The sequence below is a fragment of the Bradyrhizobium genosp. P genome, assembly GCF_049949265.1.
Lineage (GTDB): Bacteria > Pseudomonadota > Alphaproteobacteria > Rhizobiales > Xanthobacteraceae > Bradyrhizobium.
On record NZ_CP188195.1, the window covers coordinates 9,306,467 to 9,323,487 of the forward strand.

Sequence of the window (17,021 nt, forward strand, 5' to 3'; positions counted from 1 at the left end):
CTCGCTTATGCCATCTCGCGGCGGATCGGGCGGCGCTTGCCGACCTGCGGCGGAAACGCATCGAGCGCATGGGCCTTCACCCGGACCGGATGCTCGAGGCAGGCCGCGAGCAGATCCTGCAGATGCGCGACCGAGTCGTGCAGCCGCTGTAACGGCGTATCGGCCCCGAGCACGACGCGGGCCTCCACCAGATCGACGTCGCGCTGCACGATCTCGAACTGCGCCAGATGCAAATTGCAGTCGAACATCCAGCGATAGGTCGCATCCAGGATGCTGCCGGCGGGGACCTTGCGGCCGCCGCGGTTGACGAAGGCATCGTTGAGCCGGCCGTCGATGCTGGCGATCTGCGACCAGTTGATGTCCGACGGTGCCGGGTTGACCGGCTGGGTGATGTAATCGCCCTGCACATAGCGGATAAACGGCATCGCCTCGTTGAGCAGATTGGTGATCACGGCGATGCCTGACTGACCCGGGACCTGCGGCTGCATCGTGACGGGATCGAGCACGTCGAGATGCACGGTGTCCTCGCAGACATGATACTGTCCGTTGGGCATTTCGAGCGCGATGCGCGTCGCCTCCTCGGAGGAGTATTCGTCGAGCACGGGCACCCCGAGCTGCCGCGACCATTCCTGCCGGGCGGTACGCGAGGAGTATTCCGAATGGGTCACCGCGAGATTAAGGGAGGTGCGGAACTCGTCGACATGCGGCATCAGCGCATCCAGGCTCGACGGGTAGAGCGAGAGAATTTTTGGTCCGAGGTAACGCAGATGCTGGGCGACGCGGGCCGGCGGGATCAGGTTCGAGATGAACGCGGTCGGATATTTGCCGCCGATCGAATCGAACCACCACGGCACTGTGTAGACATGCGTGAGCAGGTCCTCCGCGTGATAATTGCCGCCGCTCTGCATCGCGAACTGGCGGACGCCCTGGATGGTGTCGGTGATGACGGCGTCGTAGTCGACGCGGATCAGGAGCGTCTGGCCGGAGGAACCCGACGAGCGCGTCGGAAACAGATCCTCGGGCTTGTACTTCCTGTTGACGCACTGGTCCGGGAAGGCGGCGACCAGGTCCGGCTTGGTGATGACGGGGATCTTCTGGATATCGTCGTAGTCGCGCAGATGCGCCGGCTTGAACCCGGCCGCATCGTATTTGGAGCGGTAGACCGGGATGTCGCGGTAGGCGAGCTCGACCAACTGCTTGATGCGGGCAAACTGTTGCGCGCGGATTTCTGAAACAGGCAGATAAGGATGGCGCAGGCATTCGCCGAGATAATTTTCGGTCGCCGCGACAAGCTCGGGAGCCGCGTCATTGCTGGGCTCGAAATCCGGCCTCGTGTGCTCGGTTTCCCAGAACTGGCGTTGCGGCGCATCGGCGCCATGGACCTCGGCGGGAACCAGAGAGGCCAGCTTGCTGTCATCGGAAACGAGAGTCGCAAGAGAGATATCCATCGTCAGCTCCATGATTGACTGGGACGCTTCGATCCATCGCGGGGATCGCCCAATCATGGTGCTATCAATGGCTCTCCGCGTTCATTCGCGCCGTGACGCGCATCACACGCGACTGCATGCATCGCAGCGCGCAAGATTTGCAGCCGGCATCATTCCCGGCACCGCCCCCGCTGGCTGCGCCGGGATGACGGACGGAACAGCTTCCGGCTAATTGGCTTTCTGCAGGGCGGCCATCTGCTTGGCGAGCTGCTTGTCGAAATCCTGTTCGAGCCGCGCCACGTAGGTCGCATTCTCACCGGGCTTGATGAACGGGTTCTGCGAGGCGTCCTTCATCTGCGCCCGCTTCTCCTGCATGCCGTAGACCTCCGGGTGAGGCCCAAGGAGCACATCGACCTTCATCCCCTTCACTTTCGCGAAGGTCGCGCGGTAGTCGTCGACGATGCCTGCATGCGTGGGATTACCGACCAGCCGGTTCAGCGCGACGGTGCCGCTACAGAAGAACAGCACCGTGCGGTCCTGATCGCTGTCGCTGACGGTCATCTCCCAGCTGGTGCAGCCGGGCGAGTGGCCGGGCGTTTCGTGCGCGATCAACGTGGTATCGCCGAGCGTGACCTTGTCGCCCTCGGAGACCGCGCGATCGACCTTCACCGGCGGAAAAGCGAGATCGGCGTTCTTCTCATCGCCCGGATAGTATCCGCCTTCGATCAGGGGCACGTCGCGCTTGCCGGCGACCAGTTGCGCGCCGGTCTCCTGCTTGATCTCGGCAAAGCCGCCGGTGTGATCGAAATGCGCATGGGTGTTGAGGATGTACTTGATGTCGCCGAGCTTGAAGCCGAGCTTGGCGATGTTGTCCTTGATCATGCCGGTCGACTGCGGGAGCGCCGTGTCCATCAGGATCAGACCATGCGAGGTCTTGATGATGTAGACCGCGATCCCGTCGGTGCCGACGTAGTAGATGTTGCCGATCAGCTGGAACGGCTCGAACGGCGTGGTCCACTTCTTGGTGACGGCCGCCAGAAAGTCCTTCAGCGTCTGCGCCTGCGCCTGCGCACCGGTTGCGATCAGCGCCAGGGCGCACAGCGCAGCTGTGAACGTCCTCATCGTTGCCTCCCTGCATATTGTTGTTGCTTATGACCGGGAGTTACTGTGCGTGTTTTTGCTTTTCGTCGCAAGCCCACGTCGACGCGGCAGGCTCTCAGCCGCTGTCCTTCATCCGGTTGCGATGCGCGGCCTGCTTGGCGCGATTGCCGCAGATCGCCATGCTGCACCATCGCCGCGCGCGCGCCCGCGTGTGATCGGCAAACATCAGCGTACAGGCCGGACCTTCGCACGCCTTGATGTCGGTAAAATTTTCGTCGCAGACGACTTTGGCCATCGCCTCGCCGACCGGCAGCAGCAATGATTCCGCCGAGCGCCAGCGCCGCGTTCGTTCGAGCGCGAAACCGCCGCCGTTATCGTGACGGTGCGGCACGATGCGGTTGAACGCCTCGTCGCGTTCGAGCAGCCGGTTCAGCGGCTCGAGTTCCCTAAGCGCGCGCGCGGTCAGCGGACGGCCCATATGCTTGCGGACGAAGCCGCGGAACCATTCGCGCATATCGCGCGCCTGATCGGCGACTTTGTCGAGCTCGCCGGTAACAGCGCGGGCCTTCAGTTCGTCGATCACATCTGAGGGGACGAGGTCCGCCTGTCTCAGCCAGCGCAGCAGGCCCTCGCCGTCAGCGATCCAGTCGACCGGCGTATCGACGGGGGTCGCGATCGAATTGATGAAATCGAGGCCCAGCGTATCGGCGATGAAGATGGCTGGCGGATGGGATTGCAAAATGAGGCCCTCCTGGCGGTCTCTTTCGGCTCGTCGCAAATAACCTGCTTGTAGCCTGTTGACAAGTTACTACCAGTGAGCCATAAGCGTTGTAACCTGTCAAGTGGCATTTATACGGTTACTATTGAAAACACAGGAGCGGAAGATGGCGAACAGGGATGTCAGCGTGGTGCTCGCGCATGGGGCGTGGGCCGACGGTTCGAGCTGGGCACGGGTGATCACGGCGCTTGACGCCGATGGAATCAAAGCTGTGGCGGCGCCGCTGCCGCTGACCTCGCTGGCTGACGATGTCGCGGCGTTGAACCGCACGCTGGAGCGCGTCGAGGGACCGATCGTGCTGGCCGGTCACGCCTATGCGGGCGCTGTGATCGCCGAAACCCGCATCCCCCGCGTCAAGGCGCTGGTCTATGTCGCAGCGCTGGCGCCCGACCAGGGCGAGACGGTTGCCGACGTATTCTACCGTCTGCCGCCGCATCCGTTCGCGCCAAAACTCGCGCCCGACGCCAATGGCCTGATCTGGCTTCCCGAGCCGGCGTTCGCTGGGGCCTTCGCGCAATGCGCCAAGCCTGAGGATCTCGCCGTACTCGCAGCGGTGCAGCGGCCGATCTCGCCGGCCTGCATCACGGTGCCGGTCGGCCGTCCGCTCTGGAAGGACGTGCCCGCCTGGTTCCTGGTCGCCGAGGATGATCGGATGATCGCGCCCGAGACCCAGCGCAGCATGGCCGCGCGGATGAAGGCGACCGTGAAGTCGCATGCCGTCGATCACAGTCCGATCGTGTCAGCGCCGGCGCAGGTCGCCGACATCATCCGGGTTGCGATCCGCAACGTTGCGGCCAAGTCATAGCGGGCAAGTCATAGCGGTCAAGTCATCGCCTTCCAAAACCCATCAACGCGTTACGACCTGCAAGGAGCGATCAATGTCAGAGATCAAATACCGCTTTGCCGACGTCGACGGTTTCAAGGTGTTCTATCGCGAGGCCGGTTCGCCCGGTGCGCCAAAACTGCTGCTGCTGCACGGCTTCCCGAGTGCGGGGCACATGTTCCGCGATCTGATTCCGCTGCTTGCGGATCAATTCCATATCGTGGCGCCGGACCTTCCCGGCTTCGGCCAGTCCGACATGCCGGCGCGCGACAAGTTCAAATACACATTCGACAACATTGCCGGCGTGATCGATCGCTTCACCGAGGTGATCGGGTTCGATCGCTTCGCGGTCTATGTGTTCGACTATGGCGCGCCGACCGGCTTCCGCATCGCCGCCAAGCATCCCGAACGGATCACCGCCATCATCTCGCAGAACGGCAACGCCTATGAGGAAGGCCTGAGCGACGGCTGGACTCCGATCCGCGCCTATTGGCAGGACCCGTCGCCGGCCAACCGCGACGCGCTGCGCGCCTTCCTGACGCCGGAGACGACGCGCTGGCAGTACAGCCATGGCGTCGGGGATCCGGAAACGGTGTCACCGGACGGTCAGAACCTCGACAATTTCTACATGGCGCGTCCCGGCGCCCACGACGTCCAGCTCGACCTGTTCGGCGACTACAAGAGCAACGTCGCGCTCTATCCGGCCTTCCAAAGCTATTTCCGCACGCATCAGCCGCCGTTCCTGGCGGTGTGGGGCAAGAACGATCCGTTCTTCCTGCCGCCGGGTGCGGAAGCGTTCAAGCGCGACAACCCGAAGGCGATGGTGCGCTTCCTCGATACCGGCCACTTCGCGCTGGAGACGCACGCCGCCGAGATCGCGGACAGCATCCGCGATCTCCTCGGTCACTGATGTCGTCGCATATAAGAGAGGCGCCGTTCGTTGAACCGACGGCGCCCCTTGCGTGTCAGGCGTTGGTGCCACCGTCCACGGTCAGGTTCGCGCCCGTGATGTAGGAGGCCTCCGGGCTGGCGACGAAGGCCACCAGGGCGGCTACCTCGTCCACGGTGCCGTACCGATTGAGCGCAGTGGCGGCCTTCTGCGGGACCGCCCACTCGCCGGCGGCCGGATTGAGATCGGTGTCGATCGGTCCGGGCTGGACGTTGTTGACCGTGATGGCGCGGTCTCCGACCTCTCGCGACAGGCCCTGGGTGAACATCCTGATCGCGGCCTTGGTGGCGGAATATGGCACCAGTCCCGGCGTCATCATGCGCTCGCCGACACATGACCCGATCGTGATGATGCGGCCGCCCTTGCGCATCACCTTCAGCGCCGCCTGCGTAGCGATGAAGACACCGCGGATGTTGAGGTTGATCACCTGATCCAGTTCCTCCAGCGTCGTGTCCTCGAATTTCTTCGGGATCGCGGTACCGGCGTTGTTGACGAGGACATCAAGCCCGCCGAACGCGGCGACGACCTTCTCGACCGCGGCCTTGACCGCGGAGGGGTTGGTGGCGTCAGCCTGGATCGCGACGGCCTTGCCGCCGGCGCTCTCGATCGCCTTGACGACCGCAGCGGCAGTGTCGACGCCCTTGCTGTAGGTGATCGCGACCGTGGCGCCATCGGCAGCGAGACGCTTGGCGATCGCAGCTCCAATCCCGCGCGAAGCGCCGGTGACGATTGCAGTCTTGCCTTCGAGCTTCTTTGACATTGTCATTCTCCATGTGATCGGGATGAACAGGCCGTCGAATGACAGCCTGGCAGAGACCAAAGTTCAGAGTTTCGAGCCGCCGTCGACGCGGATCGTATCGCCGGTGATCCAGCGCGCGCCTGTTGAGGCAAGGAAGGCGATGGCGTCGCCGACGTCGTCCGGCTGCGCCATCCGCTTGAGGGCCTGCATGCCGAGCGTGTAGTCGCGGCCCTCGTCGGTCTTGGCAAAGGACGACATGTCGGTTGGGACCACGCCGGGCGCGACCGCGTTGACACGAATGCCGCGCGCGCCGAGCGCGCTCGCCAGGTGCTTGACCAGCGTATCGATCGCGCCCTTGGTTGCGGCATAGGCTGGCAGCGTGCCCACCACCGCGTGCGCCGCCAGCGACGAGACCAGCACGACGCTCGATCCCTCGCACAGGATCGGCAGCAATTGCTGCACCAGGAAGAACGGCGCGCGGACGTTGACGGCATACAGCCGGTCGAAGTCCTCGATCGTGGTGTCCTCGATCACGGCCGCCTTGGCAACGCCCGCATTGGCGACGAGGATGTCGAGCCGGGCGCCGACGATGGTGCGGACCTGGCGAGCCAGTTGATGCGCGCCGTCAGCCGCGGCGAGATCGGCCGCGATAGCGTCGGCACGGCCACCGGCCTTGCGGATCTCGGCGACCACGGCCTCCGCTTCCTTGGCGGCCTGGCCGTAATGCACCAGCACTTGCGCGCCGAGCTTGCCGAGCGCCAGCGCGGTGGCGCGGCCGATGCCGCGCGAGCCGCCGGTGACGAGGGCTGTCTTTCCCTTGAGGCTGGTCATGGTGATTCTCCCTGCGAGATGCGACGCCGCCGCCTCACGCCCATTGTGTCTGATCGAGAAACGCCGAGACGTCGGCCACGAACATCGCCGGATACTGGTAGAGCGAGCCGTGCGCCGAATCCGGGTAGACGATCAGCTTTGCGTTCGGCAGATACTGCTGCAGGATGAACGAGTTGACCGTATAGATGATCACGTCGCTGCTGCCGTTGACGACCAGCGTCGGCTGCTTGATCTCTTTCAGATAGTCCCAGGCGTGCTCGCGCTTGACGCCCCATTGCGCGATCGCCGCGCGCTGCGCCAGCGCCGCCTGCTGCGACACTTCGGGGTCGCGGTTCTCGGTGCGCGCCCGGAAGCGCTTGATGAATTCGCGCCCCGCGGCCTGGCTCGCGGCCGACGGCGTGAACTGCACGCGGAGCCAGAGATCATCGGGATCGGCGTAGGTCGCGCCGAAGATGTCCTTGCCCTCAGGGGTGCCGGTATCCATGCTTTCGCCGCTACGCGGCCCGGTGCCCACCAGCACCAGCCGGCGCACCAGATCGGGCGCCTGCACCGTGATTTCCTGCGCGACCAGGCCGCCGATCGAGAAGCCGAGCACATCGACCTGCTTAAGGCCGAGCGCACGGATGAAGGCGATCGCATTGGCGCCCATTCCGGCAATATTCTCGGGCACCTCGCCCGAACTCGAGGACAGGCCGGCATTGTCGAACAGGATGACCTCGCGATCCCGTGCGAAGCCATCGGTCACGGCCGGATCCCAGTAGTCCATGGTGCCCATGAAGTGGATGTTGAAGACGAGCGGTACGCCGCCTTGCTTGCCGAAGCGGCGATAGGCGAAGCGGATGCCGTTGGCCTCGACGAATTGCGTCGGCGCGGTGTGATGGGTGTGCGTGGTCATGACAGAATTCCCGTATTGGCGTTGCAAGGGTTGTCGCGCGATCAACTGGCGGTCTTGCCGCCGTTGACCCGGACGATCTGGCCGGTGATGAACGCGGCCTTTTCCGAGGCGATGAAGGTGACGGCGGCGGCGATCTCCTCGGGCCGCGCGCCGCGCTTGAGCGGCACCGCGGCGTAGAACGCAGCCTTCTTGTCCGGCGTGCCCGTCAGCCGGTCGAGCATCGCGGTCTCGGTCGGACCGGGCGCGACGGCGTTGACGCGGACACCAAACGCCGCGGCTTCGAGCGCGGCCGATTTGGTGAGGCCCTCTACTGCGTGCTTGCTGGCCGTGTACAGCGCGAGATTGGCTGCGCCGCGTTCGCCCATCGTGGAGGAGATATTGACGATGCTGCCGGCGCCCTGCGGCTGCATCACACGCAGCTCGTGCTTCATGCTGAGCAGCGTTCCCAGGACATTGGTGTCGAACATCGCGGCATAGCTGTCGGGCGTCTGCTCGGTCAGCGGACCGGACTCGCCCTCGGTGCCGGCATTGTTGACGGCGACATCCAGCCGGCCAAACCGCGCCATTGTCTGATCGACCAGACGGCGTACATCGTCCTCGTGGCGCACGTCGGCGGCAACGAAGACGGCCTCGGCACCGAGGCGCCGCAGCTCGGCTTCGAGCGTCTTGCCCTCGGTCTCGCGGCGGCCGGAGATAACGACGGTGGCGCCTTCACCGGCGAAGGCAATGGCGGTGGCGCGGCCGATTCCGGTCAGCGCGCCGGTGATCAGCACGACGGGGGCAGGCATGGTCATTTGTCCTTGGCGAGCGCGCCGCACCCTGCCGGAGGGGCATGGTCGAAGCGGAGCGCTCATCGTTGGTGAGCTATTTGGTGCGGGCTGGCGGTTTTGAAAAAGACTTTGTAGGCTGGTATCCATGCCTGATAGGTATGGAACATGGAGCTTCGGCATTTTCGCTATTTCGTCGCGGTCGCCGAGGAAGGCAGCCTGACGGTCGCCGCCGAAAAGCGGCTGCACACGGCTCAGCCATCGCTTAGCCGGCAAATCCGCGATCTCGAATACGAGGTCGGCGTGCCGCTGCTGACCCGCAGCGTGCACGGCGTCGAGCTCACCGCCGCGGGGCGGGCCTTCCTTGACCATGCGAGACTGGCGCTGACGCAAGCCGAGGCAGCCGCGGAAGCGGCGCGACGCGCGGCCCAGCCAAGCAAGCGGGTCTTTGCGATGGGATTTACGACCGGCCAGGAGGTCGCCTGGCTGCCGCGCGCCACCAGCCTGCTGCGCGACGACCTCGCCAGTATCGAGATCCGCGTCTCCAGCGACCACTCGGCGACGCTCGCCGACGAGCTGATGCACGGCCGGCTCGACGTCGCCTTTCTGCGCGCCGAACAATTGCCCGACATCGAAATCAAGATTGTCGCGAAAGAGCCGCTGGTCGCGATCCTGCCCAGCGACCACAGGCTGGCGCAGCGCAAGACCGTCGACGTCAGGGAATTCGCCGGCGAGACCTATATCGGCATCTCGAAAGTGCCACAGGTGCTGCGCGGCATCATCGCCGACTACTTCAAGCGCCACAAAATCGAGATCACGCCGTCACTGGAGATCGACAATTATGCGATGGCGGTTTCGCTGGTCGCCTCGACCCGCGGCGTGGCGCTGCTGCCGGCCTCCGCGAAATATTTCCTGCCATGGTCGGTCGTCAGCCGCCCGCTCAAGGGCGAAGCACCGACGATCGACATCGCGATCGGCTATCACAAGGCGAACACCTCGCCGATCCTGAAGAGTTTTCTGTCCAGGATCGGTGAACTTTCCGCCATGCATCCCGACGAGGGCAGACCAGCCAGATCGCGGCCCGCCGCGGCGCGTTGATGGAACCTTGCTGCCGCTCGCCCAACACAACTGGACACCTCCTGACCCGGTCGCGCTACGAATAGCCATCAGGACCGATTGTGTGCCAAAGACGTGACTTGCACGCTGCTACCCTCGCCGTCTATTTCGCGCAGGCTGCATGGCGAGAGGCAAATCCTGGGGGATGCCAGATGAGTATTCGGATCGTCGCCTCGATCGCCGTTGCCGTCGCGGCAACATGCTCGGCAATCCCGATCTTGTTTGCGCAGGATCGCGTGGGGCCGTTTTCACCTGCCACCCTTTCCGATATCTCGCGCGTCGAAGCCGAGATCGACCGGATCGAAAACGATAGCCTGGCGCGCCTGACGTCCGGTTCCGACAATCAGGTTCAGCAGATCGAACTGCTCGGCAAGCTGTTGCTGTTCGACAAGGAGCTTTCGGTGAACCGGAACGAAGCTTGCGCCTTCTGCCATATGCCCGATACCGGCTTCACGGGACCGATCTCGGAAATCAACCGGACAACGGGCTCCTATCCCGGCTCGGTCCGCACCCGCTTCAGCGAGCGAAAGCCGCAGACCCACACCTACGCGCCGCTGTCGCCGGTGCTGCACTACAACGAAGGCCAGGGCGATCTGGTCGGCGGCAATTTCTGGGACATGCGCGCGACCGGACGGCGTCTCGGCAATCCCGCCGCCGAGCAGGCCGAAGGACCGCCGACCAATCCGGTCGAGATGGGCCTGCCCGATATCGCCTGCGCGGTGTATCGCGCGTCACACCGACCCTATCGCGGCCTGTTTGAAGCGGTGTGGGGCGCACAGGCCTTCGCGATCACCTGGCCGTCCGATGTCGATGATGTCTGCAACACGCCGGGCCCGCCGCCCGCCAACGATCCGCTCCCCGTGCATCTCGGCAGCGTAGATCGCGGCCGAGCCGCCACCACCTTTGACCAGATGGCACAGTCGATCGCCGGCTATGAGGCTTCGCACGAGGTCACGGCATTCTCCTCGAAATACGATGCGGTGCAGGCCGGAAAGGCCACGTTCACAGCGCAGGAGCAGCAGGGATATGAAGTGTTCCGCGGCAAGGGCCGGTGCAACGAATGTCATCGCGACGGCGGCCCCGGAGAAGATCCGCTGTTCACCGATTTCACCGCGAGCAATATCGGCACGCCGGCAAATCCGGAGCTGCCCTATTATGCGGAAAGCGCCCCCGATGATCGCGGCTATGTCGCGAACAAGGACGGCTCCGCGTTCGTCGATGGCGGGGTGGGCGCCTTCCTGGCCGGCGGCCATCCGCTCAGCCAGCCGTCGGCGGTGGATGCGCGCTGGAAACCGCTGGCGCCGCAGACTCGCGGTCGCTTCCAGGTCCCGACATTGCGCAATGTTGACAAGCGGCCATCGCCGGACTTCGTCAAGGCGTACGGCCACAATGGCTACTTCAAGAGCCTGAAGGAGATCGTCCACTTCTACAATACGCGCGACGTGCTGCCGCGCTGCGCGTCGCACGACCCGCGCGAAGGCATCGGCTGCTGGCCCGCGCCGGAGACCACCGAGAACATGAACACCAGTAAGACCGGCCATCTCGGCCTCACCGGCCCGGAGGAAGATGCGCTGGTTGCGTTCATGCAAACGCTGACGGACGGATACGCGCCGGCGAAGAACTAGAGCGCGTACCCACAAATCCGTAATGTCCTTTTGTCTCCAAACAGCGACGCAAAAGCGGACATTGCACTAGGTCCAAGAAGGGCCAATAGGCGAAATTCAAAATGATAGAGGCGGCGCGCCAATGCGGCCTTAATCGGCGCCGAGCCAGTCTCATATGGCCTATGTTAATCAATCATTAACCATACTTGGCAATCCTCGGGCGACTCACGTGCGTGAGCATCGACACATTCCGATGCGTCAGTAGGCGTACCGGCGAGGGGGCGGCCGTGACCGAACACGTACTACAATCAAACGAGCGGGCGAGCGCGACCAAGCTTGAGGAAACGCAGGCCTTCAGAGCTCTCGATCGACTGGCGAGGGACATGGAGGATGGCCTGGATCATCCGGAGCTCTGGCTGCTCCTCAAGGTCGTCGTCGAGGAGGGCAATGCTGGCGACCTCCTTGTGGTCCTACGCGCTTTGCGCTCTGTTCAGCAGCCAAAGGTCGTCAAGATTTTTGATGTCCTCGAGGCGTTCATTCAAGGCATCGCAGGTCCGCGCGACGAGGCCATCACAAAGCTGAAACAGCTTCAAGCGCAGGATCTCCTGTGCCCCCAGGTGGCTGGCGCGCTCTCTTATTTGATGCACGACGGGCAACCACCACCTGAAATCCACATACCGATTGTCCCGAAAAACCCGACGAGGATCCCGTCAGCAGGAATGAACTTTCCCAAACCCCGGGGGGATAGCTTCGACATTTTGGACGTCGCCTGTTTTAAGGCAGCTCTCGACAGCGCGGAGCACTACGAGAAGCATTTTCTGACATGCCCCGCGTTTGACAACGATCTGTCGCTGCTGTCGAAAGCACTGGATCTAGCTCAACCAAACGGCCTCTTCCTTGAATTTGGGGTGGCGTCGGGCCGCACGATCAGCCACATGGCTCGGAACACACCGCAGACCCATTTCTACGGCTTCGACTCTTTTGAGGGGCTGCCTGAGGCGTGGCGGAGCGGATTTGACAAGGGAGTATTCGCGCAGGCACACCTGCCAATTGTTCCGCCCAACGTGACGCTGATCAAGGGGTGGTTTGACGATACTCTGCCAGCTTTCCTTCATGATCGGCCACAAATGCCGCTCTCACTTCTTCACGTCGACTGCGATCTCTATTCGTCAACCAAAACGATCCTGGCAAATTTGAAGGATCGGATCGTACCGGGCACTCTTATCGTGTTCGACGAGTACTGGAACTATCCGGGTTGGCGCGATCACGAGTTCAAGGCCTTCGAGGAGCTGCTCGCCGAGACCGGCATTCGAGCCAAACCGTTCGGCTTTGTGCCAAGCCATCAACAAGTCGGGTTTGTGATTTCCAGGCTGGACTGAGCCCTTGCAGGACACCGCGCTATTATGAAAGTGATCGCCGTCACGCCGGCTGGCCGCCGTAGGTATCTCGAAGTGTTGGCCAAGTATATTCTCAGCGACGAAACAGTCGCCGAATGGCACCTGTGGGATAATTGTCGGGATCCGGCCGACCGAGTCTATATTCAATCGTTGGTCAGTCCCAAGATCAAGATCGTTTCGCTGCCGAACTCAAAGGGTGACAACAAATCGATCAACAAGTTCTATCGGACGATGACCGATCCGAACGCCTTTTACGTCAAACTGGATGACGACATCTGTTACCTGCCTCCAGGTTTTTTTGGGCGCTTTGCGGCAAAAGCCGCAGCAAGCAAGACAAATGCGATTTGGTTCTCGCCGGTGGTCATCAACAATGCGATCTGCTCCTGGCTGCTATCGTTCCATGGTAAGGTCAAATGCTCGGATGCATTGTCGTGTCAGGCTAGCTGCGAAATCGGATGGAAAAACCCTGCATTTGCAGTGCTCCTCCACCGTGCTTTTCTGAATAAGATCGAGACCGATCGGGTTGATTCCCTCCACATTCCAGACGCCACGATGACGATGGGGCGGTTCTCGATCAATTGCCTTGGAGTGTTCGGAGGAGATCGAAACGCGCTTGGTGACGCCTTTTGCCCGCTTGATGTTGATGACGAGGAATATATCTCTGCCTTCCTTCCCATGCTGACAAAAAGACCGGGGCAAATTATCGGTGACGAGATCGTCGCCCACTTCAGTTATTACACACAAGAGCGCGTCGTCTTGGACACTGATATTCTCGCGAGGTATCAATTAGAGGCTATGCGGGTCCGTCCATCCAACTCGCTCATTTCCGCTGAAACAGTTTTGGCGAGTGCAGGATAACTTCACAATCCGACTCCAAAGTTCCTCCTGACATGATATTGCCGCCTGCGACGCTCGTGTCGCGCTTACGGTTCCGTGCTGTTGCACGGTCATATCCAAAAGCCGACGTCCGCGCATTTGTTTGATGAATACAGGCCCTCGCCCGTTCGCATCTCACGCCCCCGTCACACGCCAGATCACGTTGCCGACATCGTCCGCCATCAGCAGCGAGCCGTCGGGGCCGAGCGCGACGCCGACCGGGCGGCCGTAGGACACCTTCTCGTCGGGTGCGAGGAAGCCCGACAGGATGTCGCGCGCGGGGCCGGAGGGGCGGCCGTTCTCGAACGGCACGAACACCACCTTGTAGCCCGACAGCGTCGAACGGTTCCACGAGCCGTGCTGGCCGATCACCATGCCATCCGGAAAGCCCGGCAGCGTGCCTGAAGGCATCCAGCACAGGCCGAGCGAGGCGGTATGGCCGCCGAGCGCGTAGTCCGGCTGGATCGCCTTGGCGACCATGGCCGGATCCTGCGGCACACGATCGTCCACCGTCTGCCCCCAGTAGCAATAGGGCCAGCCGTAGAAGCCGCCGTCGCGCACCGAGGTCAGATAATCCGGTGGCGTCTCGTCGCCGATCCCGTCGCGCTCGTTGACGACGGTCCAGAGCACGTTGGTCTTTGGCTCCCATGCGAGCCCCACCGCGTTGCGCAGGCCGCTGGCGAAGATGCGGCTGTTGCCGCTGGCAAGGTCGAGCTCGTAGATCGCGGCGCGGCCTTGCTCCACCTCCATGCCGTTCTCGGCGATATTGGTGAGCGAGCCGACGCCGGCATAGAGCTTCGTGCCATCCGCGCTCGGCAACAGGCTGCGCGTCCAGTGCCCGGCAGGCTTGAAGGTGACGAGTTTGCGTCCCTGCGCGGTGATGCGATCCGCGCCCGCGACGTAGGGGAAGGCGACCACGCCGTCGGTGTTGCCGACATAGAAGGTGTCGCCGACCAGCGCCATGCCGAACGGCTGGCTCAAACCTTCCATGAAGGCGCCGCGCGTCTCCGCCACGCCGTCGCCGTCACGATCGCGCAGCAGCGTGATGCGGTTGGCGCTGACGCCGAGTGCCGCAGCGCGACGCATCGTCGCCTGCATCGCATAGTGAAACACGGTCCGCGGTGTGCCCGCGATCTGCGTCGCCTCCGCGATCAGCACGTCGCCATTGGGCAGCACGTTGATCCAGCGCGGATGGTCGAGGCCGGTCGCAAAGGCATTGACCTTCAGGCCGGGCGCCGCAATCGGCTTCTGGCCGGGGTCCCAGCCCCTCGCGGTCGGCATCTTGAGCGTTGGAATCGCCCCTTGCGACTTCGCCGCCGGAATCTCCGGCGCGAGGCCCCAGGCTGGCTTGGGCTGCTCGCCCTGCCGCCGGCGCCACGCCACCGCGCCGGCGCCGATTCCCGCCACGACGCGCGCAAAAATACCGGACATGCTCATGAAGTTCCCCTGTTTGATGGCGCACGATCCGGCGCGGGTTGGTTGGACATCGTCGGCCGCCGCCGCCCCTCCGAGGCCGGAAAGTCTTCGCATTGGCGCTGACGCAGATGACAGTAGTTATACTATCTTAGCATTGGCCTCCGAATCGAGCAGATTGCGTCGGCGTTCTCTGTCAGAGCGCTCCTCCCTGAACCTTTGCCCGCCGCACTGGCGGGCTTCTTTTCCGGACCACTGCGGGCAGGCGACGCCCCCGCGGGTGACTGCGCCGGGCTGCATCGCTCACCAGAAAATGATGTCGCGCCGGGCGTGCTTCACATTGGAGAGTTGATCAGGGAACGGGAACGCCTGCTCCGTCGCCATCGTTGGTCGCGACACCAGCAAGGAGCTTGTGCAAGGAGCTTGTGAATGCAAAAAAAAAGATCACACTATTGTCACTCGTCGCAGCATCGCTGATCGCAACCACCGCCGGCGCGTTCGCCCAAGGTTACGATCAATATGGTAACCCCGTGGGGTGGCAACGCGCCGCGCCACGCACCGAGGCGGTGCAGCCGCGGGTGAACTATTATCCGGCCCAGCCGGGCTGGTATGGTTCGTACAGTGGCGCCAATCACCCGGCGCCGAGTTCGTCACAGGGCGATGTCGGCCCTGAGGGCAACAATAACGGCACGCTGACCGGCATCTACAGGCAGTGGTAGCACACGCAGAATTGAGGCCCATCGCTCATCGAGCGGTGGGCCTTTCGTTGTTCCGTCGAAGCAGTTTTACGATGCGGTGACAATTCAAGATGCAGAGGGGTGCCTCACTTCACCATCGCGCCATAGCCAAGCGAGCGCTGGATGGAGAGCCCGCAAACTCGCCCCCCCCCATTGGCGAGCGCGCAAATCTAGGCCGGCTGGAGCGACAGGTTCGCGTCGAGCACCTCGCGAAGCTCGGCGGGCTGTCCGCCCAGGCGGGGCGCGACCTCGTGCTCGAAGGTCTTGAGCGCGGCCCCGATCGCCTGGTGCATGTCGAGATATTTGTAGGAGCCGAGCCGGCCGCCGAAGATGACGTTCGGATGCGCTGCCGTCATGGCGTGATAGGACGCCAGCATGGCGCGGTCGGCGGCGGTGTTGATCGGATAATAGGGCTCGTCTTCGCGGCCGGCAAAGCGCGAATATTCGCGGTAGATCGTCGTTTGCGGCCGCGTATGGGTGCGCTCCGGATGGAGATGTTTGAACTCGTGGATCCGGGTGAAGGGCACGTCCTCGTCGGCGTAGTTGATGACGGCCGCGCCCTGGAAGTCGGCGACGTCATGCATCTCGCGTTCGAAGTCGACGGTGCGCCAGCCGAGATGGCCGCAGGCATAGCCGAAGAAGCGATCGATCGGGCCGGTATAGATGACGAGCTGCCGCGGCGTAATCTGGTCGGCGACGTCGAAATAATCGACGCCGAGCTGGACCGAGATATTCGGATGATCGAGCATCCGGCGGAAGATCGCGGTATAGCCATCGAGCGGCATGCCCTCGTGGCGATCGGCGAAATAACGATCGTCGAACGAGAACCGGACCGGCAGGCGACCGATGATGTCGGCCGAGAGTTGCCGCGGATCGGTCTGCCATTGCTTCTGCGTATAGCCGCGGATCAAGAGGTCATAGAGCGTGCGGCCGACCGAGGCGATCGCCTTGTCCTCGAGGTTCTGGACACTGGATGCGCCATGCGCTTCGGCCTCCGCTGCGATCGCCGCGCGCGCTTGTTGCGGCGTCATGACCCGGTCGAACGCGGCGCACACCGTCGCAAGGTTGATCGGCATCGAATAGACGCGGCCCTTCGCCACCGTGAACACGCGGTGGCGGTAGTCGGTGAACTCAGTGAAGCGGTGCAGATAGCGCCAGACGGCTTCCGAATTGGTGTGGAAGATGTGGGTGCCGTAGCGGTGCACCTCGACGCCGCTATCGGGATCGGCTTCCGAATAGGCGTTGCCGCCGATATGGGGCCTGCGGTCGATCACGCAGACGGAACGGCCGAGCCGGCTTGCCACCTGCTCCGCGATGACAGCGCCGAAAAAACCCGCGCCCACCACGACGACATCGAAGCTATCAAGCTGCATGTGGCCCCCGCCCCGCATATCGACCACGGCAATGAGCCGTCACGAATCCCGACGATTCTTCAACGCGGCGACGCGGCCATTCGGGCGAAATAAATCCAGGGCCATCGGATAATTCCGAGCCCGGAATGGGCGGCTCAACCGTTCAACAAAAAGCAACGACGCCGCGCGAGCGGCGACACGCGAGGAGACCCACCG

General features: G+C 63.2%; 16 protein-coding genes. 7 read left to right on the plus strand and 9 right to left on the minus strand.

What is annotated here, in order from left to right:
- Nucleotides 1-5: 5 nt before the first annotated feature.
- The 3 genes from ACP2YO_RS44730 to ACP2YO_RS44740 all read right to left on the minus strand — a co-directional run bounded on the left by ACP2YO_RS44730 (nt 6) and on the right by ACP2YO_RS44740 (nt 3,267).
- A complete protein-coding gene (locus tag ACP2YO_RS44730; protein WP_426437507.1) occupies nt 6-1,448 on the minus strand; it encodes a phenylacetate--CoA ligase family protein in 1,443 nt (480 codons plus the stop codon).
- Between the two features lie 207 nt (nt 1,449-1,655).
- The gene (gene blaBJP / locus ACP2YO_RS44735; RefSeq protein WP_426437508.1) at nt 1,656-2,549 is read right to left on the minus strand and encodes a BJP family subclass B3 metallo-beta-lactamase; all 894 of its coding nucleotides are present in this window, start codon (nt 2,547-2,549) and stop codon (nt 1,656-1,658) included.
- 94 nt (nt 2,550-2,643) lie between these two features.
- Nucleotides 2,644-3,267 (minus strand): CGNR zinc finger domain-containing protein, encoded by a 624-nt coding sequence (locus ACP2YO_RS44740; protein WP_426437509.1) that lies wholly within the window; start codon nt 3,265-3,267, stop codon nt 2,644-2,646.
- A 145-nt stretch (nt 3,268-3,412) separates the two neighbouring features.
- Between ACP2YO_RS44740 and ACP2YO_RS44745 the strand changes: the two genes are divergently transcribed.
- Both ACP2YO_RS44745 and ACP2YO_RS44750 read left to right on the plus strand, forming a co-directional pair.
- Nucleotides 3,413-4,111, plus strand: a complete 699-nt coding sequence (locus ACP2YO_RS44745; protein WP_426437510.1) for an alpha/beta fold hydrolase — start codon at nt 3,413-3,415, stop codon at nt 4,109-4,111.
- A 73-nt stretch (nt 4,112-4,184) separates the two neighbouring features.
- Nucleotides 4,185-5,039, plus strand: a complete 855-nt coding sequence (locus ACP2YO_RS44750; RefSeq protein WP_426437511.1) for an alpha/beta fold hydrolase — start codon at nt 4,185-4,187, stop codon at nt 5,037-5,039.
- A 55-nt stretch (nt 5,040-5,094) separates the two neighbouring features.
- Here ACP2YO_RS44750 and ACP2YO_RS44755 read toward each other — a convergent pair whose 3' ends face one another.
- The 4 genes from ACP2YO_RS44755 to ACP2YO_RS44770 form a co-directional block, all read right to left on the minus strand.
- Entirely contained in the window at nt 5,095-5,838 is a 744-nt protein-coding gene (locus ACP2YO_RS44755) for an SDR family NAD(P)-dependent oxidoreductase (RefSeq protein ID WP_426437512.1), read from the minus strand.
- 63 nt (nt 5,839-5,901) lie between these two features.
- Nucleotides 5,902-6,648, minus strand: coding sequence for an SDR family NAD(P)-dependent oxidoreductase (locus tag ACP2YO_RS44760; RefSeq protein ID WP_426437513.1), 747 nt, complete (start codon nt 6,646-6,648; stop codon nt 5,902-5,904).
- Between the two features lie 34 nt (nt 6,649-6,682).
- Nucleotides 6,683-7,543, minus strand: coding sequence for an alpha/beta fold hydrolase (locus tag ACP2YO_RS44765; protein WP_426437514.1), 861 nt, complete (start codon nt 7,541-7,543; stop codon nt 6,683-6,685).
- Nucleotides 7,544-7,584: 41 nt separating this feature from the next.
- On the minus strand, nt 7,585-8,331 hold the full coding sequence (locus ACP2YO_RS44770; RefSeq protein ID WP_426437515.1) for an SDR family NAD(P)-dependent oxidoreductase: 747 nt from the start codon (nt 8,329-8,331) through the stop codon (nt 7,585-7,587).
- 147 nt (nt 8,332-8,478) lie between these two features.
- On the opposite strand from ACP2YO_RS44770, the gene ACP2YO_RS44775 reads away from it, so the two are divergent.
- From ACP2YO_RS44775 to ACP2YO_RS44790, 4 genes are all read left to right on the plus strand, one after another.
- Complete coding sequence (locus ACP2YO_RS44775; protein ID WP_426437516.1) at nt 8,479-9,408, plus strand: LysR family transcriptional regulator; 930 nt, start codon at nt 8,479-8,481, stop codon at nt 9,406-9,408.
- Nucleotides 9,409-9,578: 170 nt separating this feature from the next.
- A complete protein-coding gene (locus ACP2YO_RS44780; RefSeq protein WP_426437517.1) occupies nt 9,579-11,051 on the plus strand; it encodes a cytochrome-c peroxidase in 1,473 nt (490 codons plus the stop codon).
- 266 nt (nt 11,052-11,317) lie between these two features.
- The gene (locus ACP2YO_RS44785) at nt 11,318-12,409 is read left to right on the plus strand and encodes a class I SAM-dependent methyltransferase (protein WP_426437518.1); all 1,092 of its coding nucleotides are present in this window, start codon (nt 11,318-11,320) and stop codon (nt 12,407-12,409) included.
- A 24-nt stretch (nt 12,410-12,433) separates the two neighbouring features.
- Nucleotides 12,434-13,285 (plus strand): hypothetical protein, encoded by an 852-nt coding sequence (locus tag ACP2YO_RS44790; protein WP_426437519.1) that lies wholly within the window; start codon nt 12,434-12,436, stop codon nt 13,283-13,285.
- A gap of 153 nt (nt 13,286-13,438) precedes the next feature.
- Here ACP2YO_RS44790 and ACP2YO_RS44795 read toward each other — a convergent pair whose 3' ends face one another.
- On the minus strand, nt 13,439-14,740 hold the full coding sequence (locus ACP2YO_RS44795; RefSeq protein WP_426437520.1) for a PQQ-dependent sugar dehydrogenase: 1,302 nt from the start codon (nt 14,738-14,740) through the stop codon (nt 13,439-13,441).
- A 428-nt stretch (nt 14,741-15,168) separates the two neighbouring features.
- Between ACP2YO_RS44795 and ACP2YO_RS44800 the strand changes: the two genes are divergently transcribed.
- The gene (locus ACP2YO_RS44800) at nt 15,169-15,435 is read left to right on the plus strand and encodes a hypothetical protein (RefSeq protein WP_426437521.1); all 267 of its coding nucleotides are present in this window, start codon (nt 15,169-15,171) and stop codon (nt 15,433-15,435) included.
- A 188-nt stretch (nt 15,436-15,623) separates the two neighbouring features.
- Here the strand turns inward: ACP2YO_RS44800 and glf are convergent, their stop codons facing one another.
- Complete coding sequence (gene glf, locus ACP2YO_RS44805) at nt 15,624-16,826, minus strand: UDP-galactopyranose mutase (protein ID WP_426437522.1); 1,203 nt, start codon at nt 16,824-16,826, stop codon at nt 15,624-15,626.
- Nucleotides 16,827-17,021: the final 195 nt, after the last annotated feature.